Source organism: Tahibacter aquaticus (genome assembly GCF_004363655.1).
Taxonomy (GTDB): Bacteria; Pseudomonadota; Gammaproteobacteria; order Xanthomonadales; family Rhodanobacteraceae; genus Tahibacter; species Tahibacter aquaticus.
This window is the reverse complement of the sequence record NZ_SNZH01000009.1, coordinates 22,576-47,971: the sequence shown is the minus strand read 5'-3', so window position 1 is coordinate 47,971 and position 25,396 is coordinate 22,576. Positions and strand designations below refer to the sequence as shown.

25 protein-coding genes are annotated in these 25,396 nt (G+C 66.7%); 9 read left to right on the top strand and 16 right to left on the bottom strand.

The genetic code is table 11. From position 1 onward, the window contains the following. Nucleotides 1-263: 263 nt before the first annotated feature. Nucleotides 264-2,624 carry a heavy metal translocating P-type ATPase gene (locus DFR29_RS15300; RefSeq protein WP_133819484.1) on the bottom strand — a complete coding sequence of 787 codons (2,361 nt, stop codon included), beginning with the start codon at nt 2,622-2,624 and terminating at the stop codon, nt 264-266. Beyond that, nucleotides 2,621-3,025, bottom strand: a complete 405-nt coding sequence (locus DFR29_RS15295) for a heavy metal-responsive transcriptional regulator (RefSeq protein WP_133819483.1) — start codon at nt 3,023-3,025, stop codon at nt 2,621-2,623. The genes DFR29_RS15300 and DFR29_RS15295 overlap by 4 nt, the downstream gene beginning before the upstream one ends. A 226-nt stretch (nt 3,026-3,251) precedes the next feature. Here DFR29_RS15295 and DFR29_RS15290 point away from each other — a divergent pair, with 226 nt between their 5' ends. Then, on the top strand, nt 3,252-5,348 hold the full coding sequence (locus DFR29_RS15290) for a catalase (RefSeq protein ID WP_133819482.1): 2,097 nt from the start codon (nt 3,252-3,254) through the stop codon (nt 5,346-5,348). A gap of 40 nt (nt 5,349-5,388) precedes the next feature. Here the strand turns inward: DFR29_RS15290 and DFR29_RS15285 are convergent, their stop codons facing one another. The 4 genes from DFR29_RS15285 to DFR29_RS15270 form a co-directional block, all read right to left on the bottom strand. Continuing rightward, complete coding sequence (locus tag DFR29_RS15285) at nt 5,389-6,870, bottom strand: S41 family peptidase (protein ID WP_243746068.1); 1,482 nt, start codon at nt 6,868-6,870, stop codon at nt 5,389-5,391. Nucleotides 6,871-6,984: 114 nt separating this feature from the next. Beyond that, entirely contained in the window at nt 6,985-8,172 is a 1,188-nt protein-coding gene (locus DFR29_RS15280; RefSeq protein ID WP_243746067.1) for a helix-turn-helix domain-containing protein, read from the bottom strand. Nucleotides 8,173-8,388: 216 nt separating this feature from the next. Continuing rightward, on the bottom strand, nt 8,389-9,171 hold the full coding sequence (locus tag DFR29_RS15275; protein ID WP_133819481.1) for an ABC transporter permease: 783 nt from the start codon (nt 9,169-9,171) through the stop codon (nt 8,389-8,391). Further along, nucleotides 9,168-10,082: an ABC transporter ATP-binding protein gene (locus DFR29_RS15270; RefSeq protein ID WP_133819480.1), complete on the bottom strand. Its 915-nt coding sequence runs from the start codon at nt 10,080-10,082 to the stop codon at nt 9,168-9,170. Before DFR29_RS15270 ends, DFR29_RS15275 begins: the two co-directional genes overlap by 4 nt. Before the next feature lie 108 nt (nt 10,083-10,190). Between DFR29_RS15270 and DFR29_RS15265 the strand changes: the two genes are divergently transcribed. The 4 genes from DFR29_RS15265 (at nt 10,191) to DFR29_RS29680 (ending at nt 11,889) form a co-directional block, all read left to right on the top strand. Further along, entirely contained in the window at nt 10,191-10,694 is a 504-nt protein-coding gene (locus DFR29_RS15265; RefSeq protein ID WP_133819479.1) for a DUF2975 domain-containing protein, read from the top strand. Then, complete coding sequence (locus DFR29_RS15260) at nt 10,694-10,933, top strand: helix-turn-helix domain-containing protein (protein WP_133819478.1); 240 nt, start codon at nt 10,694-10,696, stop codon at nt 10,931-10,933. Before DFR29_RS15265 ends, DFR29_RS15260 begins: the two co-directional genes overlap by 1 nt. Before the next feature lie 107 nt (nt 10,934-11,040). Then, nucleotides 11,041-11,706: an EamA family transporter gene (locus DFR29_RS15255; RefSeq protein ID WP_208113608.1), complete on the top strand. Its 666-nt coding sequence runs from the start codon at nt 11,041-11,043 to the stop codon at nt 11,704-11,706. A 6-nt stretch (nt 11,707-11,712) separates the two neighbouring features. Further along, nucleotides 11,713-11,889 carry a hypothetical protein gene (locus DFR29_RS29680; RefSeq protein WP_208113607.1) on the top strand — a complete coding sequence of 59 codons (177 nt, stop codon included), beginning with the start codon at nt 11,713-11,715 and terminating at the stop codon, nt 11,887-11,889. 20 nt (nt 11,890-11,909) lie between these two features. On the opposite strand, the gene DFR29_RS15250 is transcribed toward DFR29_RS29680, so the two are convergent. The 4 genes from DFR29_RS15250 to DFR29_RS15235 form a co-directional block, all read right to left on the bottom strand. Beyond that, nucleotides 11,910-12,971, bottom strand: coding sequence for an alpha/beta hydrolase family protein (locus DFR29_RS15250; protein WP_208113606.1), 1,062 nt, complete (start codon nt 12,969-12,971; stop codon nt 11,910-11,912). 90 nt (nt 12,972-13,061) lie between these two features. After that, the gene (locus DFR29_RS15245) at nt 13,062-13,517 is read right to left on the bottom strand and encodes a hypothetical protein (protein ID WP_133819476.1); all 456 of its coding nucleotides are present in this window, start codon (nt 13,515-13,517) and stop codon (nt 13,062-13,064) included. 182 nt (nt 13,518-13,699) lie between these two features. Then, nucleotides 13,700-14,668 carry a prolyl aminopeptidase gene (pip, locus tag DFR29_RS15240; protein WP_133819475.1) on the bottom strand — a complete coding sequence of 323 codons (969 nt, stop codon included), beginning with the start codon at nt 14,666-14,668 and terminating at the stop codon, nt 13,700-13,702. Between the two features lie 167 nt (nt 14,669-14,835). After that, entirely contained in the window at nt 14,836-16,080 is a 1,245-nt protein-coding gene (locus tag DFR29_RS15235; RefSeq protein ID WP_133819474.1) for a sensor histidine kinase, read from the bottom strand. Between the two features lie 268 nt (nt 16,081-16,348). On the opposite strand from DFR29_RS15235, the gene DFR29_RS15230 reads away from it, so the two are divergent. Next, complete coding sequence (locus DFR29_RS15230; RefSeq protein ID WP_133819473.1) at nt 16,349-16,759, top strand: MmcQ/YjbR family DNA-binding protein; 411 nt, start codon at nt 16,349-16,351, stop codon at nt 16,757-16,759. Nucleotides 16,760-16,892: 133 nt separating this feature from the next. Here the strand turns inward: DFR29_RS15230 and DFR29_RS15225 are convergent, their stop codons facing one another. The 5 genes from DFR29_RS15225 to DFR29_RS15205 form a co-directional block, all read right to left on the bottom strand. Continuing rightward, nucleotides 16,893-17,471, bottom strand: coding sequence for a hypothetical protein (locus DFR29_RS15225; protein WP_133819472.1), 579 nt, complete (start codon nt 17,469-17,471; stop codon nt 16,893-16,895). Between the two features lie 150 nt (nt 17,472-17,621). Beyond that, entirely contained in the window at nt 17,622-18,071 is a 450-nt protein-coding gene (locus DFR29_RS15220; RefSeq protein ID WP_341829858.1) for a VOC family protein, read from the bottom strand. Nucleotides 18,072-18,080: 9 nt separating this feature from the next. Further along, nucleotides 18,081-20,108: a TonB-dependent receptor family protein gene (locus DFR29_RS15215; protein ID WP_133819471.1), complete on the bottom strand. Its 2,028-nt coding sequence runs from the start codon at nt 20,106-20,108 to the stop codon at nt 18,081-18,083. Between the two features lie 136 nt (nt 20,109-20,244). After that, on the bottom strand, nt 20,245-20,775 hold the full coding sequence (locus tag DFR29_RS15210; RefSeq protein WP_133819470.1) for a response regulator transcription factor: 531 nt from the start codon (nt 20,773-20,775) through the stop codon (nt 20,245-20,247). After that, nucleotides 20,772-22,025, bottom strand: coding sequence for an ATP-binding protein (locus DFR29_RS15205; protein ID WP_133819469.1), 1,254 nt, complete (start codon nt 22,023-22,025; stop codon nt 20,772-20,774). The genes DFR29_RS15210 and DFR29_RS15205 overlap by 4 nt, the downstream gene beginning before the upstream one ends. A 140-nt stretch (nt 22,026-22,165) precedes the next feature. Between DFR29_RS15205 and DFR29_RS15200 the strand changes: the two genes are divergently transcribed. Beyond that, nucleotides 22,166-23,359 (top strand): BtaA family protein, encoded by a 1,194-nt coding sequence (locus DFR29_RS15200; protein WP_133819468.1) that lies wholly within the window; start codon nt 22,166-22,168, stop codon nt 23,357-23,359. Beyond that, nucleotides 23,346-24,089 (top strand): class I SAM-dependent methyltransferase, encoded by a 744-nt coding sequence (locus DFR29_RS15195; protein WP_133819467.1) that lies wholly within the window; start codon nt 23,346-23,348, stop codon nt 24,087-24,089. Before DFR29_RS15200 ends, DFR29_RS15195 begins: the two co-directional genes overlap by 14 nt. Nucleotides 24,090-24,323: 234 nt before the next feature. Here DFR29_RS15195 and fur read toward each other — a convergent pair whose 3' ends face one another. After that, nucleotides 24,324-24,731: a ferric iron uptake transcriptional regulator gene (gene fur, locus DFR29_RS15190; protein ID WP_133819466.1), complete on the bottom strand. Its 408-nt coding sequence runs from the start codon at nt 24,729-24,731 to the stop codon at nt 24,324-24,326. 243 nt (nt 24,732-24,974) lie between these two features. Here fur and DFR29_RS15185 point away from each other — a divergent pair, with 243 nt between their 5' ends. Continuing rightward, the gene (locus DFR29_RS15185; RefSeq protein WP_133819465.1) at nt 24,975-25,382 is read left to right on the top strand and encodes an outer membrane protein assembly factor BamE; all 408 of its coding nucleotides are present in this window, start codon (nt 24,975-24,977) and stop codon (nt 25,380-25,382) included. The last annotated feature ends 14 nt before the right edge of the window (nt 25,383-25,396 follow it).

Below are 25,396 nucleotides of genomic sequence, written 5' to 3'. Positions count from 1 at the left end.
TAACTCGTTCAGATTGCGCGCTTTTCGTGGCCGGGTCTGCAACCAGCGCGAGCGCACACAGCGGACTCTGCCTTACATGGCGGACATGCCGCGGCGAGCCGTGCCCGCCGCGGCAAATGCGCTTTCTACATGAGTTAACTAAGACAACAGTGAATCTGTTTGCATTGGCGGAAGGCGCAATGCGATCGCGCAATAACTGGCGGTAGTTCGCCACCCGGGCAGACTGCCGCACCGATCGCATGCCGTGCGATCGACACCGTGCGTCACTGCCCGGCCTGCGTGCTGCGCAGCCGCAGCGCGTTGGCCACGACCGAGACCGACGACAGGCTCATCGCCAGCGCGGCGATCATCGGGCTCAGCAACAGTCCGAAGAGCGGATACAGCAGACCCGCCGCAACCGGCACGCCCAGCGCGTTGTACGCAAACGCGAAGCCGAGGTTCTGCCGCATGTTCGCGACCGTGGCCTGGGAAATCTGTCGCGCGCGCAAGATGCCGCGCAGATCGCCTTTCACCAGGGTGACCTGGGCACTCGACATGGCGACATCGGTGCCGGTACCCATGGCGATACCCACGTCAGCGGCCGCCAGCGCCGGCGCATCGTTGATACCGTCTCCGGCCATTGCCACCCGGCAGCCCGCGGCCTTCAATCGCGCCACCAGATCCAGCTTGTCCTGTGGCCGCACTTCGCCATACACCTCGTCGATGCGGAGTTGCTTTGCTACCGCTGCTGCCGTGGTCTTGCCGTCGCCGGTGGCCATCACGATGCGCAAGCCGGCGGCTTTCAGTGCGGCAATGGCGTCAGGTGCGCTCTCCTTGATCGGATCGGCCACTGCAATCAGGCCCAGCGCCCGGCCATCCGCTGCCAGAAACATCGCGCTCGCGCCGTCACGGCGCAGTCGCTCGGCCGGCTCGCTCAGCGCAGCGACATCGACACCGATCTCCTGCATCAGCGCGGTATTACCCAGTGCCAGCTGCTGCGTACCGACGCGGCCTCGCACACCGATGCCTGTCGACGACTCGAAGTCGATGGCCGCTTCCAGCGCCAGGCCACGCCGCCGCGCTTCCGCCACGAGGGCCTCTGCCAGCGGATGTTCGCTGCCCTGGTCGAGGCTCGCCGCCAGGCGCAGAACCTCGTCGGCAGTCGCGCCAGCAGTGGCAACCACCTCGCGAAAAGCGGGCTTGCCCTGGGTCAGGGTGCCGGTCTTGTCGACGATCAGCGTGTCGATGCTGCGCAGCCGCTCGATCGCTTCCGCATCGCGGAACAACACACCGGCCTGTGCGGCGCGCCCGGTCGCCACCATGATCGACATCGGCGTCGCCAGGCCCAGCGCGCAGGGACAGGCGATGATCAGCACCGCGACGGCATTGACCACGGCATAAGTCCACGAAGGATCGGGACCGAACACACCCCAGACCACGAACGTGGCCAGCGCGATGGCGAGCACCACGAGGACAAACCAGAAACTGGCCTTGTCGGCGAGGCGCTGCAGGGGCGCCCGCGAGCGCTGCGCCTGTGCCACCAGCTGCACGATCTGCGCAAGCACCGTATCGGAGCCCACCTTGTCAGCCCGCATGACCAGGCTGCCATTGCCGTTGATCGTGGCGCCGACGATTTTCTCGCCGGGCATTTTCTCCACCGGCATGGCTTCGCCGGTCAGCATGGATTCGTCGACGCGCGAGCGGCCGTCGAGAACTTCACCGTCGACCGGCACTTTCTCGCCGGGGCGCACGCGCAGGCGGTCGCCGACATGTACGTGGGCCAGCGGAATGTCTTCCTCGCTGCCGTCCTCGCGCAGGCGGCGCGCGGTCTTGGGTGCAAGCCCGAGCAAAGCCTTGATGGCGGCCGACGTGCTGGCACGCGCCTTCAGTTCCAGCAGCTGGCCGAGCAAGGTGAGCGAGACGATGATCGCTGCCGCCTCGAAATAGACGCCGACACGGCCGTGCTCGCGAAACGAATCCGGGAACAGATCCGGTGCGAGCGTGGCGACGACGCTGTAGCCGAAGGCCGCGCCGACGCCGCTGCCGATCAGCGTCCACATGTTGCCATTGCGATTGGCGATCGACTGCGCCCAGCGCTCGAAGAACGGCCAGCCGGCCCACAGCACGACGGGCGCGGAAAGAACCAGTTCCAGCCAGGTACGCGCCGCGGCCGGCAGCGCGCCGAACCGATGCCCGAACATCGCCAGCACCAGCACGGCCAGCGACAGCGGCAAGGTCCAGTAGAACCGGCGCCGGAAATCGGTCAGCTCGGGATTCTCGCCGTCGTCCAGGCTCGGCATCATGGGTTCCAGCGCCATGCCGCAGAGCGGGCATGTACCCGGACCCGCATTGACGATTTCCGGATGCATGGGACAGGTGTATTGCGTCCCCGGCGGTGCAGCGGGCTCCGGCCCGTCGGCCTTGGGCGCGAGATAGCGCGCCGGGTCAGCCACGAATTTCGTGCGGCAGCCGGCCGAGCAGAAGCGATAGTCCTGGCCTGCATGCATCGCCTGGTGCGGCGAATCGGGCGCCACGCGCATGCCGCAGACCGGATCGCGCAGGCCAGTATCCGCCGCGACATCGCCTTCTGCCTGTGCCGGGGCATGACAACAGGCGTGTTGGGGCTTGGCGTCGGACGGGTTCATACGCGCTCCTGCCCGGTCAATGCATTGAGGATGGGACAGTCCTCTGCGCGGCCATGGCCGGGACAGGCTGCAATCAGCGTGTGCAGGCCCGAGCGGATGCGTTCCAGCTCGGCAATGCGCTGCTCGATGTCGACGAGCTTGCTTTCGGCCACCTGCTTCACCGTGGCCACATCTCGTTCTTCGCTCAAGGCGAGCAGGCCGCGGATATCTTCCAGCGAAAAGCCCAGCGCCTTGGCGCGGCGAATGAAATGCAGCCGCTTGAGTTCCGCGTCGCCGTAACGGCGATAGCCCGACTCCAGCCGCGTAGCCGGCGACAGCAAGCCGTCGCGTTCGTAGTAGCGCACCGTGTCGATGCCGACTCCGGCGCGTTTGGCCAGCTGGCCAATACCTAGTGTGGTCATGCGCGATCTCCTGTGTATGGCCAGTCTGCAGTATGGACCCAGGTCCAGAGTCAAGCGGCCGGGCGGAGCGGCAGCGGCGCCGGCGCGCTGTCATGACGCGCGGGATTGCGGCGACAGGGCCCGCGCGTGCGGCGTCCTGGCATCGGCCAGGGCGGTCGAGCGCAGGGATTGACGGCACCTGCACGCCGCTGCCTGGAGGATGCCCGCGTCTCCCGGAGGGTTGCTCATGAACAAGAAAAAATCGACGCCGGCTTCGCGCCGTGGCACGACGCCAGCGGGCGCTACGTTGGGCAATGGTGGAGAACTGCATCTTGCCGCAGGCGGCAACCATCCGCCCCTGACCACCAACCAGGGCATCCCGGTCCCCGACAACCAGAACTCGCTGCGCATCGGCCGCAATGGCCCTACGGCGCTGGAAGATTTCATCCTGCGCGAGAAGATCACCCACTTCGATCACGAGCGCATTCCCGAACGCATCGTGCATGCGCGCGGATCGGCGGCGCACGGCTTTTTCGAACTGACCAAGTCGCTCAAGCGCTATACCTCGGCCGCCGTGCTGAACCAGGTCGGCGAACGCACGCCGGTATTCGTGCGCTTCTCCACTGTGGCCGGCGGCGCCGGTTCCATCGACACGCCGCGCGACGTGCGCGGCTTCGCGGTGAAGTTCTATACCAGCGAAGGCAACTGGGATCTGGTCGGCAACAATATTCCCGTGTTCTTCATCCAGGACGCGATGAAATTTCCCGATCTTGTACATTCTGTAAAAATGGAACCCGACCGCGGCTTTCCCCAGGCCGGCAGCGCGCACGACACCTTCTGGGATTTCATCTCGCTCACCCCCGAATCGATGCACATGATCATGTGGGCGATGTCGGACCGCACCATACCGCGTTCGCTGCGCATGATCGAAGGTTTCGGCGTGCACTCGTTCCGCCTGGTCAATGCCCAGGGCCAGTCGACCTTCGTCAAATTCCATTGGCGGCCGCAGCTGGGCCTGCAGTCGATGGTCTGGGACGAGGCGGTCAAGACCGCCGGCGCCGACCCCGATTTCCACCGGCGCGATCTGTTCGAGGCCATCACCTCCGGCAACTTCCCGCAGTGGGATCTGGCCGTGCAGCTGTTCACCGAGGATGACGCGGCGCGTTTCCCGTTCGACCACCTCGACCCGACCAAGCTGATCCCGGAAGAACTGGTGCCGCTGACAGTCATTGGCAGGATGGTGCTGGATCGCTGGCCAGACAATTTCTTCGCCGAAACCGAGCAGGTCGCCTACTGCCCGGCCAATATCGTGCCCGGCATCGACTTCAGCAACGACCCGCTGCTGCAGGGACGCCTGTTCTCCTATCTCGACACACAGCTCAGCCGCCTGGGCGGCCCGAACTTCCACCAGATACCGATCAATGCGCCGAAATGCCCATTCGCCAATCTGCAGCGCGACGGCCACATGCAGATGCAGGTGCCGCGCGGACGCGTCAACTACGAGCCCAGCTCGTTGGAACCCGATGCTGTACGCGAGGCCCGCGCCGGATTCCGCTCGTTCGCCGCGCCGGTAGACCCGGAAGTGAAAGGCCGCCTGCGCCCGCAGAGCTTCGCCGATCACTACAGCCAGGCGCGCCAGTTCTTCCGCAGCCAAAGCGCGCCGGAACAGTCGCACATGGCGTCGGCGCTGGTGTTCGAACTGTCCAAGGTCGGCACGGCGCACGTGCGCGAGGCGGTGGTCGGCCATCTGCGGCATATCGATGCAGAGCTTGCGCAACGCGTGGCCGACGGACTGGGCATGACAGCCTTGCCACCCGCACCGCGCGCCGCTGTGGAGCCGAACGACCTGCCGCCTTCCCCGGCGCTGCAGATCATCGGCAAGATGAAAGCCACGCTGCAGGGACGCTGCATCGGCATCCTCGTCGCCGACGGCTCCGACCTGCGCGCCGTCGCGGCAATGCGCAAGGCGGCCGAAGCGCAAGGTGCACAAGTCAAGATTGTTGCACCACGCATCGGTGGCGTCACCGGCAGCAAAGGCAGCACGCTGGCGGCCGACGGCCAGCTGGCCGGCACGCCGTCCGTCGTTTTCGATGCGGTCGCGCTGGCGTTGTCGGCCGAGGCCGGGACAAAGCTCGCGCGCGAAGCGGCCGCGGTGGATTGGGTACGCGATGCCTTCGGCCACCTCAAGGCCATCGCCTTCACTCCGGGTGCCCAGGCATTGCTGGATGCCGCCCGCATCGAAGCAGACGAGGGTGTGATTGCCGCGGACGACATCGACGCGTTCCTCGATGCGGCCGCCACGCGGCACTACGAGCGCGAGGCGGGAGTGCGCAGCCTGGCCTGATCGCGCCGAACCCTGCACCGGCCGCGCAAGGCCATACGGTTCATTGCGCCGGCCGGCGCAGCGCTTCACGCACCGCGGCCATCTCCGTATCGGTGCCCGCGGCAATATCCTGCGGCGTCGGCACAACGCGGATATCCGGCTCGATACCGGCATCCGGCGGATCGCCCACGGGAAAGCGCGCGATCAGCGGCAAGTCCATTTCGACCTGGGTATTCGGCAGGCGCAGGAAAAAGAACGCGCCGCCGTTGATGCCGCGCTGGTTGCCGCCGGTCGTCTGGCCGACCAGGGTGGCAAGGCCGGCCTTCTGCACCTGCTGGGCAAACTGGAACGTGGCCGAACTGTTGGTGGCGCCGACCAGCACGAACACTCTGCCGCGGAAGCGTGGCAACGCCGGTTCTATGCGGCGTGGCGTGGATGCCTGCGGCTCGTCGCGCAGGCGGAAGAAATGCGCGTCATAAGGTTGCGCATCGTCGCCCCAGTTCTTGAAGGATTTGTCCCAGGTATGCAGCAGCGGCGCCAGCGCATCCGGTACCGCGCGATAGCGCACCAGGCGCGGCGGATCGAACAGCTGCACCGGCGAATCGATCAGATGCTGCAACAGGGCATCGCCCGCGTCGATGCCACCTTCGTTGCCGCGCAAGTCGATCACCAGAACCTGTATGCGTTTACGCGCGATGGTATCGAAGCTGCGCTGGATGAAGCCCTTCCAGTCCCATTTGCTTTCGTAGAACACCCAGCTCGGCATACGCAATACAGCGGTATCGCGCGCGATCTCCAGCGCAAAGCCGCCGGTTTCGTCGTCACCCTTGAGGCGCCGCGCCGCCTGGCGCTGCGCGTCGCTGAGCGCCTGTACGGTCACGCGTTTCACGGCACCGCCCGGTGTACGCAGGCGCAGCTGCTGCTCGGCCTGGATCTGCGGGAAATACAGCGGCAGGAAAATATCGAAGGCCTCGTAGCGGTCTACGCCCTGCACCTCCAGCTGAGCGACGCGCTTGGCGTCGTTGCTGCCGTCGGCACGGGCGATGGGCAATAGCTGCGCGAGGATGTCGGACGTTGCGACACCGTTGATCGAAAGGATTTCGCTGCCGCGCGCCAGCAGGCGCCGGCCGCTCAGATCGCGCGTGACCCACATGCGTCCGTCCAGCCAGCGGAACTCGAATGGCACGCGGTTGCGCCCTTCGAACAGCGCGGCCTGAATCGCCTTGGGCTGGTTGTAGAAATTGGCATAGGTATGGCCGCAGCGCACCTTGGCCGCGAATTCCGACAAGGCCAGATAGACCTCGGCCAGGCTGCGCCGTCCGTGCAGCGCTGCGCGCAGCACGGCGAAATGGCCGCGCATGGACTCGGCCGTGTTGTAGCGATACAGGCCGGGGTGCAAGGTCTCGTAGGCCTGTTGCAGCACGTCGATGTCCGCCTGGATGGCGGCGGCATCGAACGACATGGCGTCCGCGGCAGCCACCCGCCCCCCAGCGCAGAACGCGCACAGCACAAACAGCACAGCGGCAAGCAATCGATGGCACATGGTATTTCCCGCAAGAGAGCGCGTGCCGCTGCAGCAGCGGTACGGCGAAGGCGACAGACACGGCGGGCCAGGCGATCGGCCAGGCCAGCCCCGCCTTGCACGGTGCCGCCCGTGCTACGCCGACGTCGCCTCAGATTCCTTGCCGGCCGCGGTTTCCGGGATATGAGCCGCTCTCCAGGCTGTCGGGCTGACACCGGCATGCGCCAGGAACACCCGGTTGAAGCTGGCCTTGGAAGAAAAGCCCGATTCCAGCGCGATGGCCAGCACGCTGCGCACGTCGTTGGCGGCCAGCGCCTGCTGTACGGCGCGCACGCGCAGCGCATTGATGGCGAAGTTGAAGTTGCGCCCGGCACCGGCGTTGAACGCGCGCGAGACGTAGCTTTCGTTGCTGCCCAGCCGGCGCGCCACCTGTTCCAGGGTAAGGCCAGGTTCGCGCCACCAGCCGGCCTGGTCGATGCGCACCAGCCATTCTGCGGCGAGCGCACTCCAGTCGCGCGTGCGCTCGGGCTGCGGCAGGGCCGGCGGCATCGGCTCTGCCGCTATCGCAGCGGTCTGCCGTGGTGGCGCAGGCAGCGGGTCTACCAACGGCGGAAAGCAGTGCGCTGCGTGCCGCCAGCCCTCCAGCCCCAGCCACAGCACGATGGCGGCGAACGCCAGGTACTGCGGAAAGCGATCGAAGTAGCTCAAGTCGCGCAGGAAGCGATCGACGATCTCGAAGCCCAGGCCGACCGCCAGCCACAGTGACAGTGCCGCCAGCACGGTGCCGATCCAGGGCTGGCGGTGAATGTCCTGGTCGCTGACATGCTCGGCCAGCCAGCGCCGGTAGCGGCGGCAGAAGCGAATCGCCGCGACCAGGTAGATGGCCAGGGAAACCAAGGCAGCGGCCGATTCGAGCGGCTCTATCCAGGGACGATGCACGCGCTCGTCCCAGTTTTCTTTCTGCGCCAGCGGCAGGGCGAACGCCCACAGGTTGTAGGCGAAGTCGATCGCCGCCGGCAGCAGATGCCAGCCCCAGCGTGGCGGCAGCGACGGCGTGGCCAGGCGGCAGACATACAGATACAGCAGCGGCCCTATCGCCAGGCCGTGGTCGAACGGCGCAAAGGTCAACCAGGGATACGCGTCGTAGAAGCCGGCGAAACCGATCACGTAAGGCATCAGGCGCAGCGTGGCGACAGCGAGCAAGGCCGCGAGCAGGCGATTGGCGCTGCGATTGGCGGGCGCCAGCAACAGCAACATGGCGATCAGCGCGCCGAAACCGGCCGCGAGGCCCAGCGTGGTACTCCAGGAACCGAAACGAATCACACCCGACCTCCGCACCGGCAGCGGGTCGGATTATGCGCAACTCGCGCCAGCACGCGGTGAAGCACGTCCTGCCGATGCGCGCGTCCATCGGCCTGCGCACCCGTTGCCAGCCGGCACCGGCACGAATGCCTGTCGCGCACCGGCCGGCCAGGTGCCCCAGGCGGCAGCGGAGCAGCCCAGGCGCCGGCGGTCGCCGCCACCGCCGGCGGCGCGCTTTTACCCTTTTTGCGCTTTCGTCGCAAAACCCACATAGCCGGCGGCGACGAACAGCACAGACCATGCGGCTGCCAGCGCATGCATGCCCGAACTGACCACGGCCCGGCGCGCGTCCGGATTGTCCTTGAGGAAATCCAGCATGGTGTAGGCGTAAGGCACCAGGTTGGCGTACTGCCAGGACAACGCCGACAGCGCGGCTATCCAGGCCAGGAAGCCGATGCCGATCGGCACGAGGAAATTGTTGAAGCGCAGGCTCAGCAGGTATTGCGCGGCGACGATGGGCAGGCAATCGAGGTAGTACAGCGCGGTATCGGCCAGGAACACGCGCAGCGGCGGCGCCGGCGGAAACGCCACGCCGCCGACCAGCAGCGCCGGCAGCAGCGCCGACAGATAGATCCCGAGCACGAACAGCACGAAGAACTGCGCCAGCATCAGCAGGATCACGGCGAACTTGGCGAAGAAGATCGTCGCCGTGTGCAGCGGCAGCGCATGCACCTGTTTCCAGGCGTTGTTCCTCACCTCGATCTGCACCACCAGGCTGGTGGCCAGGATGGCTGCCATCGGCACGAAGAAGATCGCCATCGATTCCCAGGCATTGCGCCAGTGCAAGGTCCAGAACAGCGGATCGGCGTACAGCTGCGGCAGCGTCGCATGGCGGATCAGCCGCACCACGGTGATGATGGCCGGCGTGAAGAACGCGCCGACGGCAACCAGCCAGGCGCCCAGGCTGCGGCGGCGCTTCAGCCATTCGCAACGAAACGCATCGACAAATACGCTGTTCATGCGGCGCGGCTCCCGATCAGGTTCATGAAGATGGATTCCAGATCGCCGCCCTGGGCGCCGATCGCGTAGACCTCGACGCCCTGCTCGACCAGGCGCCGGTTGATGGCCGCGATGTGCGGCGGCGGCATCGCCGGCAGCACGAGGCCGGCGCTGCCGCAGCGCGCAGGCACGCCGGCATCGGCCAGAAGGCGCAGGGCGTGGCCATCGTCGGCTGTGTGCAGGCTGACGTGCGCTGCGGACTGGCTTTCGCGCCGCAGCGCATCCAGCGTGCCCTGGAACAGCAGCCGCCCGCGGTGCACGATGCCCACATGGCTGACCAGGCGCTCGACCTCGGCCAGCAGATGGCTGGACACCAATACCGTGGTGCCTTCCTCGCGATTCAGCGCGATCAGCAGGTCGCGCATCTCGATGATGCCGTTGGGGTCCAGCCCGTTGGTCGGTTCGTCCAGGATCAACAACGCCGGCCGGTGCAGCATGGCCGCGGCAATGCCCAGGCGCTGCTTCATGCCCAGCGAGAACTGGCCGGCGCGCTTGTCGCGCGTGGCGGCCAGCCCGACCCGTTCCAGCACCTCTGCGATGCGCGCCGCCGGCACACGGTGGATGCGCTGCAGCAGGGCGAGGTTTTCCGCCGCGGTCAGGTGCTCGTACAGCGACGGGGTTTCGATCAGCGATCCGACCTGCCGCAGAATCTCGACGCGGTGTTCGTCGAGATGGCGCCCGAAGATCGAGATGGTGCCGCGCTGTTTGCGGATCAGGCCGAGCAGCAGGCGCAATGTCGTGGTCTTGCCGGCGCCGTTGGGGCCGAGAAAACCGTAGATGCTGGCGTGCGGTACCGCCAGGGCGATGTCGTGCAGCACAGCTTCGCCGGCGGAATAGCGGTGGCAGAGATCGGTCGTTTCCAGGCAGAGCATGGGTCGTGGTCCGTGCGGGGAGTCGGCGGAAGGGTGAGGCGAAAATTGATGTTAGACTTACATTATCACGTCAAAAATTTAAGTTAAAGGTAAATAACTGGCAAATTCATGACAGATACTCAGATCGCCCATATCCGCGCCCGCAGCGCTTTGCTGCTGCGCTTCGTCAGCCTGCTTGCCGCCGCCCTGTGGCTGACCTTCCTGCTCGAACGCTTCGGCGCCGTCAGCCTGGGCCTGTTCGCGCCTGCCAGCGATGCGACGGCCTGGCGCGCCTTCGCCGTGCAGTGCGTGCTGGCCATCCCCGAGCTGTTCTACCTGCTGGCCCTGGGCGGCGTGCGCCGCGCCCTGGCCGAATTCGCCCGCGGCCAGCTGTACGTGCCGACGGTCACGCGCATGCTCGATCGCATCGGCCTGCTGCTGGCGGCGGGCGCCTTTGTCGGCGTGTTCGTCGTGCCCGGGCTGCAGCGCGCACTGGGCGCCAGCCCCGGCTACTGGATCGCCTTCGATGTGTCGGCACTGGTACTGGGCGCGCTGGGGCTGTCGCTGACCGTCATCGCCCATGTCTTCGGCCGCGCCGCGGCGCTCGAAGCCGAACTCGACGAGATTTTCTGATGCCTATCCGAATCTGTCTCGACGAAGTACTGGCTGCCAGGCAGCTCAAGGCAAAACAGATCGCCGCCCAGATCGGCGTCAGCGAAACCCATCTGTCGCTGTTCCGCTCGGGCAAGGTGCGCGGCGTACGTTTCTCCACCCTGACCAAGCTCTGCGCCGCGCTGGATTGCCAGCCGGGCGACCTGCTCGTCTACGAGCCGGGCGAAGCCGACCTGGCCGAGATCGACGAAGACGACTGATGCCGCGGCAACAGCCGAGGCACGTGACCATGACACTGGCACTGCTCGCCTACGATTCACCGCCTTGCGCAGCGCCGCGCTGCCATGCCCCTGCCGGAAACAACATAGTGAACAAAGCAAGGCTTGCACTACTCACTTTATTGGCGATGCTCGCCTTCGCCGGCAATTCGGTGCTGTGCCGGCTAGCGCTGAAAGGCTCGGCCAGCGACCCGGCCAGCTTCACCGTGGTGCGTATCGTTGCGGGCGCCGTGGTGCTGGCAGTGCTGGTCGGGCTGCGCGGCGGCGAACGTCTGCGCAGCAGCGGCAGCTGGGCCGGGGCCGCCGCCTTGAGCCTGTATGCGCTGGCATTTTCCTTCGCCTATGTGCGCCTGAGCGCCGGCAGTGGCGCCCTGCTGCTGTTCGGCGCCGTGCAGTCGGGGCTGCTCGGCTATGCCATCGCCAGGGGCGAACGCCTGGCAGCGCTGGCCTGGGCCGGACTGGCCACCAGCATCGCCGGACTGCTGTTGCTGCTGTTGCCCGGCAGCAGCGCGCCGCACCTGGGCAGCGCACTGCTGATGGTCTGCGCCGGCCTGGCCTGGGCCTGGTATACGGTGCTGGGACGCCGTGCCGGCGATGCACTGCGCACGACGGCCGGCAGTTTCGTGCGCGCCGTGCCTGTCGTATTGGCCGCTGCCCTGCCCTGGCTGCCCGACCTGCATATCGACGGACTCGGCCTGCTCTGCGCCGTGCTGTCCGGCGCACTGGCTTCGGGCCTGGGCTATACCGTCTGGTAGCAGGCCGTGCCGCACCTGACCGCGCTGCGCGCATCGGCCGTGCAACTGAGCGTGCCGGTCATCAGCGCGCTGGCCGGCGTGGTGGTGCTGGCCGAGCCCTTGAGCCTGCGCCTGGCCATCGCCTCGGTCGCCGTCCTGGGCGGTATCGCGCTGGTACTGGCGGCGCGGGAACGTGCGCGCTGAATGAACGCTGCAGCAGCCGGCTATTGCGCCGCCAGCCTTGCCGCCGCAGGCAACGCCGCCTGCACAGTGCCGAACTGCAGATAGGCGCTCATCAGCGCCGCGTGCTCGTCCTTCCAGCCGCGCAGGCTGTCCTGCTGCGAATACACCTGGGCCAGGAAGGCCAGCGACAGATCTTCGGTCGCCGACTTGACCTGGTCGGCAACGGCCAGCGAATCGAAATAGCGGCGATCGGTAAACACGTTGTGGCTCCCCTCGCGATAGATCGCCAGCGCCTTGAATGCACTGCCGGTTGCGCTGAACACCTTGAGGCGATCGTCCACCCCGGAACCGAAGCCGGGAATGCGGATCACGTCCTGCGCCGTGGTGATGTGCAAGGTGGGAATCGTGATCGCCGACAGGATGGGCCCGAAATCGCTTTCGCCATAGAACGGCGGCGCGGAAATCAGTATGGCCGCGGAAATGCGTGCGTCGCGGAAGGCCAGCTCGCGCCCGTTGCGCATCACCCTGGCACCGGCCGCCAGCAAGGTCGTATTGGCGCCGTAGGAATGGCCGGCCGCGACTATCCGGGCCGCATCGATGTGTTCGCCGTAGCCGCTTTGCAGCAGGCGGTCCAGCGCAAAGCTGAAATCCTGTACGCGGGCGATGGCTTCCTGGTCGCCGGCGGCGCGCTGGAAGCGCGACAGCAGCCCGGACACATCGCCGCGCCATAGCGTGCGGTCGCTGCCGACATGCTGCAGGTGCAGACTGGCAACGCCGTGTCGGGCCCAGTAGCGGCCCAGGTAGTTGTAGCCATCGCGGGAACTGCCGATGCCGTGGGAGAAGACGATCAGCGGCACCTTGCCGCCCTGCACCGCCTGCGGCCAGAACAGTCTGACCGGCACCCGCCGCTGGCGGCCCGCATCGGACCATTCCAGATCGCTGACAGCGAAACGGTCGCCGGCCAGCGGCTGCGGCGGCGCTTCTCTGTCGCGGCCGGCAAAGAATGCCACGGCATCGGCGCACAGCCAGGTGGCGCAGAGGCTGCCGGCCAGTACCAGCACGGCAGTAGCCAGTCGCGCCGCCAGAGCGGAGCGACGGCGCAAGAACGATTTCATCGGATGGAAAGACCCGTGCGTGATGCCAATGCCGCGCCGCCCACCGGCGGCTCATCGGCGGGAGAAGCGGCGTACCGCTCAGTGCTTCTTCTTGGGGCGGCCGGCCTTGAGTGGCCGCAACGCATCGAGTGCGCTCTGCAGGGCTGCACTGTCCAGGCGGGCCAGCAGCTGCAGGCCGGCGCGCAGCAGTTCGCTTTTCTTGGTCGGCCGCTTGAAGCCGAGGGCGCGTTCCTTCAGCACGGCGATCAGGTCGAAATCTTCGCGCGGCAGGGTGAAGCTGTCGCGGATCAGCTTGTCCCTGGCCTTGCTGGCGTCCGCGATCTTGCCGGCCTTGGCGCCAGCCGCCGACGCCTTGACCTTGGTCTTGATCTTGGTTTTCTTGAGGGAAATCTTGCCGCCGTCTGCTTTGGCTGCCTTGTCACGCTTGGCCGCCTTGCTCTTTGCGGGCTTCTGCGGCGCCAGCGCCTGGCCGAGGCTGTCGGCCTTGATCGCGGCGAGAGTTGTGCTATCGGATTTCAGCCGTGAACGCTTCATGTCGCCCGCCTCAGTTAATGGTTTATACGATTTATACCATTAACCCCAAGCGCGCGGGAAGCGGCATGCGCCCTTCCTGCTCGCCGCGGTATGGGCGCAAACCGCAGGCAGGCATCGGAAGCCGGTGCGGCGGTGCCCGCACAATGGCGCCGGATGGCCGTCCTGCCCGCGCTACGCCCCGCTCAAGTTGTTACGGGCGGCTGTGCGAAACGATCGGTGGCCTGCCGCAGCAGCGGCAGTATTCCGGGTTCGCGGAAGGCGTGCCCCGCCCCTTCGACCAGGTGGAATTCGGCTTCGGGCCAGGCCTGGTGCAGAGCCCAGGCGTATTTGGCCGGGCATGGCATGTCGTAGCGGCCATGGATGATGATGGCGGGAATGTGCGCGAGGCGGCGTACGTCGCGCAGCAGCTGGCCTTCGTCGAGGAAGCAGCCGTTGCAGAAATAGTGGTTTTCTATACAGGCGATGGCGAGGTTGCGCGCGGCATCTTCCGCCGTGGCGCCGGCATCGGCCTGGAAGCTCAGCACCGATACTTCGTCTTCGAACTGGCACCAGGCCTGGGCAGCGGCCAGACGGCTGGCGGCATCGCCCTGCTGCAGGCGTTGTGCGTAGGCGGCCAGCAGGTCGCCGCGCTCGGCGACAGGAATCGGCGCGATGAAGCGCGCCCATTTGTCGGGAAAGACCTGCTCCACGCCGCTGCGGTAGAACCAGTCCATTTCGGCACGCGTGGCGGTGAAGATGCCGCGCAGGATCAGGGCCTCGACGCGCTGCGGATGCTGCTGGGCATAGGCCAGTGCCAGGGTCGATCCCCAGGAGCCGCCGAAGACCAGCCAGGTTTCGCCCTGCAGGATTTCTTCGCGCAGGCGTTCCATGTCGGCGATCAGATGCGCCGTGGTGTTCGCCTGCAGCGAGGCCGGCGGCGTGGAGCGGCCGGCGCCGCGCTGGTCGAACAGCAACACGTCATAACCGTGCGGATCGAACAGGCGCCGGTGCGCCGCCGAACAGCCCGCACCGGGACCGCCATGGACGAATACGGCCCGGCGCGCGCCGGGCGTGCCTACGCGCTCCCAGTACAGGCGATGGCCGTCGCCGACGTCGAGCATGCCGCTGGCATAGGGCTCGACCGGTGGATAGAGCGAAGTGTCTGCAGACATGGATGCACCAGGTTCAGGGCCGAAACGAACCTGCATTCTCGCATGGGGACGTTTTTGCACGAGCGGCCCGTAACCGATGACGCCGGACAGATGACGCCGGACAGCGATGACACGGCAGCGGCCACACCGGGCAAACGAGCGGCCTTCGCGTCATCCGCCAAAAACCACTACGCGCTTTCCTCTGCCGGCAGCACGATGACGATGCGCCGCTGCGCCGCTGTCGCGGGTACTTCCTCAAGATGCCAGCCCAGGTGCGTGGCGAAACGGCCGACCAGGGTAAGCCCGAGGTTCTGGTCGCTGCTGGCGCCGGTTGAGGCCGGCGACGACGACGCGGACGCGATGGCGTCATAGCGCAGTTCGATGCGGCCTGTCTGCGCCTGCAAGTGCAGCACGCCGCCCGCCGCCGGCGGCAGCAGGCGGCGCAGGATGCCGCGCAAGGTCAGCACCGATTCGGCATGCGGCAGCTGCAGGCTGCCCGTGGCGTCGATTTCCACGCGCAAGCCGCTGGCTTCCAGCGGCGAAAGTATCGACGCCACGCTTTCCTGCAACAGCGCGCGGGCGTCAGTGGTCACCGCGACATAGGCACTGCGCCGGGCCAGGCCGAGCAGCACGTTGATCAGGTCGGTCAGCTCGTTCATGCCGCGCTCCAGCCGCGCCAGGCGGCGGCGCAGCGGCGGCGGCGCCTCGGCATCGTCCAGCAGCACTTCGGCAACGCCCTGCACCACTGCAATCGGCGTGCGCAGTTCGTGGCTGGCGTCGGCAAAGAAAGACCGCTCGGCCGCATCGGTATCGAGCAGGCGGCGCTGGTAGGCATCGATCGCCATCGCCAGCCGGCCCAGTTCGTCCTCGCCGACCAGGCGGGCCAGATCGGTCGCCTGCGGCCGCGCCGGCAGGCTGTCCACAGCCTGGGCCAGTCGGCGCACCGGCAATATGGTTTTGCCGGCCAGCAGCCAGCCTATCCAGCCGCTCGCGGCCGTGCCCAGCACAACAACCGCGAGCATGAACCAGAGCAGATAGTCTTCCAGCGCCTCGATCGAATTCAGATTGATCACGAAGGTCAGGCGGCCGGCCTTGGTATCGAACACGCCGGCGTGCTTCCCCGGATCGGTGGCGTCGTCGACATCGTGGATGCCCGGCGGCAGATCGGCTACATCCGCCGGCACGAAGCCGCTGCCGTCGGCGCGGCGCAGGTAGCCGCTGAGGCGGTGCGTGCGCGGCAAGGCCAGATCGGGTTGTTGCTGCAGCCGCTCGGCGTAGTCCTGCGCCTGGCCCAGCAGAATTTCAGTGACCACGATTTCCTCGTAGTCCTCGGTCAAGTAGATGGAAGCCAGCGCGAACAGCAGACTCAGTACCAGGCCCAGCACGGCATAGGCCAGGGTGATGCGTTGTCGCAACGTGAGTTTGCGGTACATCCGACATGTCCCGATTGCCCGAACCGGCGTAGCTTGCCCGATTCTTTTGCGCTTAACGTCCGCCTGAGACACCCCTCGGCAGTCCGACTGGGCGGTCCCGCGGGGCTGAGCCCACGATCGCGGCGATGCGAGTCCTCCGTAAGCGTGCAGCAATGTTCGTGCGCAGGCCGCCACGCCAGCGGCGCACTACGCGTAGCGTGCGATGAGCAGCCGCGTTTGCCTCGGCCTGGGCTAGTATCCGCCAGTCGTGGAATGCGAGGGCTGGCGAATGACACGGCCGCAACCGCCGCAGGCAGTGCTGCAACGGCTAAGACTGGTCTGCCTCGATCTGCCCGAAGTCGTCGAGGAAGCCGCCTGGACCGGCACGCGCTGGTGCATACGCGGCAAGAACTTCGCGCATGCAGTGATGATCGAGCAGGGCTGGCCGCCGGCCTATGCCCAGGCCGCCGGCAACGACGGTCCCTTGTGCGTACTGACGTTCCGCACACCGCGCCCGGCCGCCGACACGCCACGCTTTGCACGCCCGCCGTTTTTTCTGCCGCGCTGGTGGCCCGACATCGTCGGCCTGGCGCTGGATGCCCAGACCGACTGGGACAACGTCGAGGAATTGCTGCTCGCCAGCTACGCTGCGTTGGCGCCGAAAAAACTTGCCGCGCAGGTTGCTGCGCTACGCGGCTAGACCGTCCTCATACCCAGGGCTGGCCAGCCTGCTCATCGCACCGCAGCGGCATTCATGCCAACCGCAACACCACAGACCTCGCGCCGCCATTTGCGCTGCCCCTCGCGCCGTGCCTTCCGCGGCTACGCCCTGCTCAGGCGCGCGTCCAGTCCATGTACCAATTGCCTTCCCAGCGCTTGCCGCCGTCGCGGGATATTTCCTGGTACCAGCGGCAGGATGCCGGTGTGATGCGGTCCCATACTCCACGCACCTTGATCGCCTGTTCGCCGTCCTTGTCGTCGGCTTCGAAAATGCCGGCACCGTCGATGAAGTGGCCTTGCGTACCCGGCGGCACCACCACGCCGGACTTGGCATTGACCCAGAAATCCGACCAGACCTTCTTCTCCACGTCCAGCACGCGCAAGCCCATGCCGCTGAACTGCCGCGCCGGTATGCGCAATTCCTCGACGCTGACGACGCCACCGAGGATGCTCCAGCACGTCGCCTCGCCGTCGAATTCGTCCCAGTCCTGCGTGCCTGCTGTTTTCAGGCGCCGATGGCGAATCGTCCAGTTGCCGCTGAGGAAATCGAAATCGCCGGGCTTGCCCGGCGGCTTTTCCGCTGCCGCCCCGGCGGCGAATACCGCGTCGATGCCGGCCGCGCCCAGGGCCATGCCCACTGCCGCCGATTGCAGCAACGCACGCCGCATCGTATCGATCGAATTGCTGTCCATCCGTTTCTCCCCTCACCGACCAGCGTGGTCGTGTCGGCGCCAGGGTCGGCGTCAATAAGGGCGGAATCCGTCAGCATTCATGTTGCACACAGCGCGCATTCAACAAAGCATGCAGAGAAATTCCTCCGGCGCTTTTTTTGAAAGCCCCCCTCACCGCCCGTTGATCACCGCCTCGATCCAGTAACCATCCGGGTCCAGCACAAATGCCGCGAAATACGCATCGCCATAATCCGGCCGCAGCCCCGGCGCGCCCTTGTCGCTGCCGCCCTGCGCCAGCGCAGCTGCATGAAATGCCACGACGGCATCCTGCGTCGGTGCCGCAAACGCCAGGTGAAATCCCGAAGGAGAAATCTGTACAAGTTCGCGCTGTTTGATGGCGAACGATTCGTTGTCGTCCTCGATGCCGTAGCCCGCGCCGCTGTCATGGCTCCAGACGCGGCGAAACCCCAGCGGCGCCATCACCGCGTCGTAGAACGCGATGGAACGGGCAAGGTCGGTAACGGCAAAGGAAATATGGTGCAGCATGAGGTGCTCCGCTGAAGAATGGATAGCAAGACCGCTTGCGGCCGGCCCTGCCATCATCGCCGCGAATGCGGACAAAATCCGCCGCTATCGGCGCCACTCCAGCCCGACGAACACCGAACGCCCGTCGCCGGGCAGGAATTGGCGGCTGTCCTGTCCTCGCGCATCGGCGATCACGCCGGTGGTCGCCGCATAGCGTTTGCCGCCAAGGTTGCGTGCATCGACGAACCAGCGCCATTGCTGCTGCCAGTCGCCGCCAACGCGCAGGCCGGCAATGGCATAGCCCTTGGCCGCCAGCGTGTTCGCATGATCGACGAACGACCGCTGCGGCGACCATTCCGCCGTCGGCGCCACGTACCAGCTGCCGAAACTCCAGCGCAGCTCGGTGCGCAACAGTTGCGGCGCCACGCCGGCCAGGCGGTTGTCGCCATAGACCGCGTCGCCATCGAAGCGGAAATCGTTCCACAGATAGGCGCCGCGCCATTCCAGCGCATCGCTGATGCGCCAGGTTGCGGCGAATTCCAGCCCCTGGTGGCGCGTGCGCGGCGCATTCACCGTGCCGCGCGGATTGCCGTCGGCATCGCTCAGCGCCAGCAGCTCGTCACGCAGGTCGGCGCGGTAAAGCGCCGCGTCCAGCGACAAGGTGGATTTTTCCACGCGCAGGCCCAGCTCGCCACTGGTCGCCTTCTGCGCATCGACCAGGGTCACGTTCGGCCCGCCGGCCAGCTCGCCGAAACTCGGCGGCTCGTAGCTGCGGCTGATATTGCCGAACACGGTCACACCCTCGCCCAGCTCATGGCGCAGGCCCAGCTTCGGGCTGACGCCGGAATAACTGCGCGCATAGCTTTCGTCGCGCCCGCCCGTGATCAGGGTGTCCTGCGCCTCGCGCCGGTTGCGCGAGGCCTGCACGCCCAGCACCAGTGCCGTGGCCGGCGTGAGGTAATACTGCTGCTCGGCAAACAGCGACAGTCGCGTGGCGTCGTTGTCGAACCCGTTGGTCGGCGCACCGCGTTCGCCGCCGATATTCGCGTAGCGCCGGTCGCGCAGGCGCCCCTGAATCGCCGCGGCACCGAGGGTCCAGACACTGCGGTGTCCACCCCAGTCGGCATCGTGACGCCAGCGCAGATTGGCACCGTAGTCGCGCGAGCTTTGCACCAGCACCTGGAAGATCGGATGGTTCAGGTGCTTGGCCGCGTAGAACGCGCCGATCTCCAGATCGCTGGCATCGTCCACTTGCAGCACGGTGCGGTTGGCGATGCGGCTGAGGCTGAAATCGCGGCGCTGGTCGCCGCTCAGGTTGCCCGGTGCGGCGCGGGTCGGATCGCTTTGCAGTTCGGCCAGGGTAAGGCTGCCGGGCAATTGCGAATTGGTGTCGACCTGGCTCAGGTAGAAACGCGACTCGCCACGTTCCAGCATCAGGCCGTAGTTGGCGAACAGGCGATAGGTTTCCTGGCGCGCGTGGTCGCGATAACCGTCCTGGTCGAATACGCTGACGCTGGCGTAGTAATCCTGTTTCTCGTCCGCACCGGCCAGGGCCAGCTGGCCGCGGGCGTAGCCGAAGCTGCCGCCTTCCAGGCGCAGATCGACCGCCGGTGCACTGCGCCCGGTAGGGCTGACGAAATTCACCGCGCCGCCCAGCGTCGCAGCACCGTATTGCAACGCATTGGCGCCGCGATAGACCTCGATATAACGCGCCGCCAGCGGCTCCACCGCCTGGAAATCGCCGCCGCCGTCGGCCTGGTTCAGATACACGCCGTCCTGCATCAGCTCCAGGCCGCGCAAGTGGAAAGTGCGCTGTAATCCAGAACCGCGCACCGACAGGCGCGATTCCTCCGAGCCGAAACGCGGCTGTACGAACACGCCGGCGGCAAAGCCCAGCGCATCGGCCAGCGTGCTGGCGCGCTGTTCCTTGTAGCGTTCCGCATCGACAACGCCGACCGCGCCCGCAGTTTCGTTGAGGCGTGCGCGTGCCGCTTCCACCTCGGCCGCCGCCGTTGCCTGCACATCGATACGCGGCAAAACCTCGTGCCGTGGCCCGCCGGCATCGTCCGGTGTCAGCGGTGGCGTGGTCGCCAGTGCAAGCAAAATGGCGGAGCTGAGCGGCAAAACGAGCATGGTCGAAGTCCCTGACGAAAGTTCACTAGTACAACCGGCATCGTCCGCGCGGGCGATGCGACCGACTGTCGCAGGCAGGCGTAGTGCGGTGGTTGTCGCGGTGAGTGCCAGGAAGGCGGGAAAACGGTTGCGGGATCTACGCGACGCTGCTGCGTTCCGGTCCGGGGCGCTTGGCCAGCTTGCGCTGCAGGCTGCGCCGGTGCATGCCGAGCAGGCGTGCCGCAGCGGAAATATTGCCGTCGCAGGCCAGCAAGGCCTGCTGGATATGTTCCCATTCCAGTCGGCTCAGCGGCGTCATGGTGTCCACGTCCTCGGCCACCGGCTCGTCCTGCAGCGCGCGGATCAGCGCTTCGGCGGTGATCGGCTTGGGCAGGTAGTTGTCGGCGCCGCGCTTGATCGCATCGACCGCCGTGGCCACGCTGGCATAGCCGGTGACCAGGATGATCTGCATGTCCGCCCGCGCTGCACGCAGCGGCGCAATCAGGTTCAGGCCCGAATCGCTGCCGATCTTCAGATCGACCAGGGCGAAATCCGGCGCGTCCTCCTGCACCAGCGCCAGCGCCGATTCCACGTCCAGCGCAATGCGCAGTTGCAGGCCGCGCCGTTCCAGCGAGCGTTGCAGCACGCGTGCATACACCGGATCGTCGTCGATGAGCAGGCCGTTCATGCGCCTGCCACCGAAGCCAGCGGCAACTCGAAACGCACGCTGGCGCCGAACGTACCGGCGCTGCCGACGGCGAGGCGGCCGCCCAGGCGTTCCACCGTCGCATGCGACAGCACCAGGCCGACGCCGAGGCCGTCGGGCTTGCTGCTCTGGAACAGACGGCCCGGCAGCAGGTTTTCGCCGGCGCTCACGCCGCGGCCGAAATCGCGCACGCAGCCGCGCAGCAGGCCGTCTGTCCACTCCATCTCAAGTTCCACCTGTGCACTTCCGGCGGCCTGGCTGGCGTCGGCGGCATTGTTGAGCAAGGCCTGCAGCAGATGGCCTATGCCCGCATCCCAGTTCACCACGACATCAGCCGGCAATTGTTCCTGCCGATCCAGCTGGATGGCCGGGCGCAGCAGCTGCCAGCGTTCGACCAGCTGGTCCAGCACGCCACGCAGCAGCCGCGGCTGGGCCAGGCTATCGTCGGCCGGCTGCGCCAGCTGGCGCACGCGGTCACGGCATTCGTCCAGCAGCTGCGCCATCAGCTGCGCATCGGCCTGCTGCACGCTGCCGGCGGGGGCATCGGCCAGCACGTCCTCGACCATCAGGGTCAAGGTGCCCAGCGGCGTATTCAATTCATGCGCCACCGCCGCCGCATGCGTGGCCAGCGCGACGATGCCCTCGCGCCGGGCGAACTGTTCGCGCAGGCGTGCCAGTTCCTGCTCGCGCTCGCGCAGGGTCTGCGCCAGCCGCGTCAGGAAACCGGTGACGACGGCACCGGAGACGACGAAATTCACCGCCATGCCCCACAGATGCAGATCCAGCGTGTCGCCGAACACGCCGTGCATATGCGGCAAAGGCCGGCCGAACACGGTGGAAACCGCGTAGCCGGCGGCACAGGCCAGCATCACCGCCAGCACCGCGCGCCAGGGCATGGCCACGGCGACCAGGGCCAGCGGCAGCAGGAACAGCGAAGCGAACGGATTCATCGCGCCGCCGCTCCAGGCAATCATCCAGGCCAGGTTGGCCAGGTCGACCAGCACATGCAGCAAGGCCTCGCCCTGCGTGGCCTCGGCCAGGCGGCGCGCACGATGCCAAGCCCACACATTGAACAGCGCCAGCGCCGCGATACCGCCCCACAGCGGCGCCGACTGCAGCGGCAGGCCGAGCAGATGCACCGCCAGCAGCACCACCAACGACTGACCGCCGACCGCCACCCAGCGCAGGGTGGCCAGGGTGCGCAGCAATCCGGCGGGAACGGTCGTAGCCATGCGCGCAACTGTAGCGCCGTTCGCCTTGGCTGTACTGCGGTCTTGCGTCGCAGCCGCGACGCAAGACCGTCGCAAGCCGGTCACCGCGCTGTCATGCCCTGTCTTTAGCGTGCGCAGCGGTCACCGACGAGTCATGCGCGATGGACAAACCCAGCCTGATGGACCGGCTCGATGCCGGTGTGTTCAACGCGATCTATTCGCGCAACCTGGTCTACAACGCCTGCTGGGAAGACCCGGCAGTAGACCGCCAGGCCCTGGCCCTGGGCCCGGACGACAGCGTGCTGGTGATCACCAGCGCCGGCTGCAATGCGCTGGACTACGCCATTGCCGGCCCGCGCAAGGTATACGCGGTGGATGCGAACCCGCGTCAGACCGCGCTGCTGGAACTCAAGCTGGCCGGCATCCGCGCGCTGGAGTTCGACGATTTCTTCGCCGTATTCGGCGAGGGCTATCACCCGGATTTCCGCAATCTCTACCGCAGCCGCCTGCGGCCGCAGCTCAGCGCGTTCGCCACCGCGTGGTGGGACAAGCACCAGGATTGGTTCGCCAATCCGCGCAGCAGTTTCTATTTCCATGGTCTGTCGGGCATCGTCGCGCGCAGCTGCCGCGCTTATTTCGGCCTGCGCCCGCGCCTCAGGCACGCGCTGACGGCGCTGTTCCAGGCGCGCGACATTTCCGAGCAGCGCGTGATCTACGACGACCGCGTCGCCCCGCTGATGTGGAGCAAGCCGATGAACTGGCTGCTGTCGCAGCAATTCGTCATGAGCCTGCTCGGCGTGCCCTATCCGCAGCGCAAGCTGGTGGAAGCGCAGCACGCCGGCGGCATTGCCGGTTTTATCCGCGAAGCCGTGCAGTACGTATTCCGCCAGTTGCCGGTCAGCGACAACTATTTCTGGCAGGTCTACGTCGCCGGCCGCTATCGCCGCGACTGCTGCCCCGAATACCTCAAGGCCGACAACTTCGCCGCGCTGAAGAACGGCCGCGTCGATGCGATCGAACCGCATACCACGCTGATCACCGATTTCCTGCGCCAGCACGAACAACCCATCACGCGCTTCGTGCTGCTCGACCACATGGACTGGATGAGCAGCTACTACCCGCAGGCCCTGGCCGAGGAATGGGAACTGATCCTGCAGCGTGCCGCGCCGTCCGCGCGCATCCTGCTGCGCAGCGCGCATGCGCAACCCGCCTACCTCGACAGCCTGCGCGTCGGCCGCGACGCCCTGCCCCTGCGCCAGGTGCTGAACTTCCAGGACGAACTGGCGCAAAGCCTGCACCGGCACGACCGCGTCCACACCTATGCCGGCTTCGTGATCGCCGATGCGCCGGCTTGACGCGCTGCGCGCCGATTTCGACGTGCTGCGCAGCCTGCTGCGCGGCATGCCGCGCGACGTGCCGCTGCAGCAGCGCCTGCAATCCTTCTACGCGCCCCAGGCCGGCCAGTACGACGCCTTCCGCGAACGCCTGCTGCAGGGCCGTCGCGAGCTGATCGCCAGCCTGAACCTGCCGCCCAACGCGCGCGTGGTGGAACTGGGCGGCGGCACCGGCCGCAATCTGGATTTCTTCACTCCGCAACAATGGTCGCGCATCGCCCGCTTCGAACTGGTCGACCTCTGCCCTGCCCTGATCGAGCGCGCCCGCGAACGCCGCGCCAACGACGACCGCATCCGCATCCATGAAGCCGATGCGACGGCGTGGAAGCCGTCCGGCCCGGTCGACTGTGTCTACCTGTCCTACGCGCTGAGCATGATTCCCGACTGGCGTGGCGCGATCGCCAACGCACTGCACATGCTCAAGCCCGGCGGCACGCTGGCCGTGGTCGATTTCTACGTCAGCCCGGCGCAGCCCCAGCTGGGTCGCGCGCGCCACGGCGCCTTCACGCGCTGGTTCTGGCCGCGCTGGTTCGGCCATGACGGCGTCATGCCGAGTGCGGAACACCTGCCCTTGCTGGGCGAGCTGATGCCGCAGCATGCGCTGGTGGAATCGCGTGCGCGTGTGCCCTATCTGCCGCTGCTGCGCGTGCCGTATTACCGCTTCGTGGGGCGCAAGCCGCTGCGGGATTGACGACAGCGACGCAGTGCCGGCGCGGGGCTATGCCTTGCGGCGCAATTCGCGGCGCTCATCGCGCCCTGCAAAAGCCTGCCTCGGCATAGCCCGTAGGGCGCGATGAGCACCGCGAATTGCGCCGTCCACACGTGTCCCCGTCTGCACCTGTCCCAGCACCACCGCCCCGAAAAAAAAGGCCGCCCTTGCGGGCGGCCCTGCTTCCATCTTTGCACTGGCGCCGTCGCGCATCGCCTACTTCTTGCGCTTGGGCCGCACATACAGCACCAGGCTGTGTTCCTCGATCACATAGCCGTGCTTGTCGGCAATCTCGCGCTGCAGCCGCTCGATCTCCTCGCTGGTGAATTCAATCACCTTGCCGCTGTCGAGGTCGACCATGTGGTCGTGGTGGTGGCCGCGGTCCAGCTCGTAGACCGCCTGGCCGCCTTCGAAATTGTGCTTGAGCACCAGCCCGGCAGTTTCGAACTGGGTCAGTACGCGGTAGACCGTGGCCAGGCCGATGTCGTCTTCGTGGGCCAGCAGTTCGCGGTAGATGTCTTCGGCGGTGAGGTGCTTGCCATCGGAATCCTCCAGGATGCCGAGGATGCGGACGCGGGGATGGGTAACCTTCAAACCGACTTTGCGCAGGTCTTGCGACTCCATGCGTTTCTCCTTGTGGCGTGATCAGCGGGTCGCCGGCTGATGGGGGAAGTCCGTCCCGTTTCGGGACGATTCACGTTGAGGGGCTGACTTGGCCGGAGTGGAGCAGCGCGGAAGCCTTGTGCCACAAGGCCTGCGCGATACGAGACAGGGTGGTGCGGCTGGCGATGCAGCAGCCCGGATCTACCGGCCAGTTGGCGTCGCTAGTGTATCATCCGGCCCTTCCTGACTGACCGGATCGTCGCGATGACGCGTTTCACCCGCAGCTTGACCGTCCTTGGCCTGGCCCTCGCCATGAGCGGTTGCGGCATCATCTACCGACCCGATGTGCAACAAGGCAGCCTGCTGTCCAAGCCCATCGTCGACCAGCTCAAGCCGGGCATGAGCAAACGCCAGGTCACCCTGCTGCTGGGTACGCCTTCGGTCACCAGCCCGTTCGAGAAAGACCGCTGGGACTACGTTTCTTCCATGCAGCGCCGCGGTGGCAAGATCGCCACCAAGAACCTCAGCCTCACCTTCGAAAACGACGCACTGACGCGTATCGAAGGCGACTATTTCCCCGAAGACCCCGCCCAGCTGATCAAGGACGCGAAACGCTACCGCGTCGAGTTTCCGGACGAGAAGCGCCCGGAAAAGAAGCCCGCCCGCGGCTGATCGCGCTTCACCGT